The organism is Pseudomonas sp. PDM16 (assembly GCF_014851865.1).
Lineage (GTDB): Bacteria > Pseudomonadota > Gammaproteobacteria > Pseudomonadales > Pseudomonadaceae > Aquipseudomonas.
The window spans coordinates 1-718 of record NZ_JACVAM010000025.1 but is presented as its reverse complement, the minus strand read 5'-3'; the positions used below and the strand labels follow the sequence as shown (position 1 = coordinate 718).

The following is a 718-nucleotide window of genomic DNA, read 5'->3' as shown; positions in this document are numbered from 1 at the left end:
GAGGAAGAGAGGAAAGAGAAAAAAAAAGGAGGAAGAAGAAGAAAGAAAGAAGAGAAAAAGGAGAGGGAAAGGAAGGAGGGGGAGGAAGAAAGAGAAAGGAAAGAGGGGAAGGAGGGAAGGAGAAGAGGAAAGGGAGGAGGGAGAGAGGAAAAAAGGGGGGGGAAAGGAGGAGGAAGGAGGGAAGAAAAAGGGAGAAACGGCGGGGGGAAAAAGAAAGAAGGAAGGGGGAAGAAAGGGGAAAGGAAGGGGAAGGGAGGAGGAGGGGAGGAGAAAGAAAAAGGGGAAAGAAGGGGAGGGGAGAAGGAGGAGGGAGAAGGAGAGAGGGAAGAAAAGGGAGGGGAGGGAGAAGGAAAAGAAAGGGAAAAGGGGAGGGGAGGGAGAAGGGAAGAAAGGGAGAAGGGAGAGGAGAGGAAAGGGGAGAGGGAAAACGGAGAGAGGGCCGACACAGAAAAAGGAGGAGGAAGGAGAGGGGGGGACGGGGAGACAGGGAGAGAAGGAAGAGAAGAGAGGAAGGAAAGGAGGAGGAAGAGAAGAAGGGGGAGAAAAGAGAGGGAGAGCCGGTAAAGGAAGGGGAAGGGGGAGAGGAGAAGGAAAAGAAAGAAAAGGGAGGGAAGAAGGGAGAAGGGAGAAGAGAGAAAGGAAGGAGGGAAGGAAAGGGAAAAGAGAAGAGGAGAGAGGAGGAAAAGAAGAGAAGGGAGAAGAAGGAAAAGGTAGAATG

The 718-nt window shown here is 52.2% G+C and carries 1 protein-coding gene; it reads left to right on the top strand.

The genetic code is table 11. From position 1 onward, the window contains the following. Window positions 1–718 (top strand): hypothetical protein (locus IB234_RS24525; RefSeq protein WP_192322324.1); only part of this gene is annotated, 718 nt, incomplete at both ends.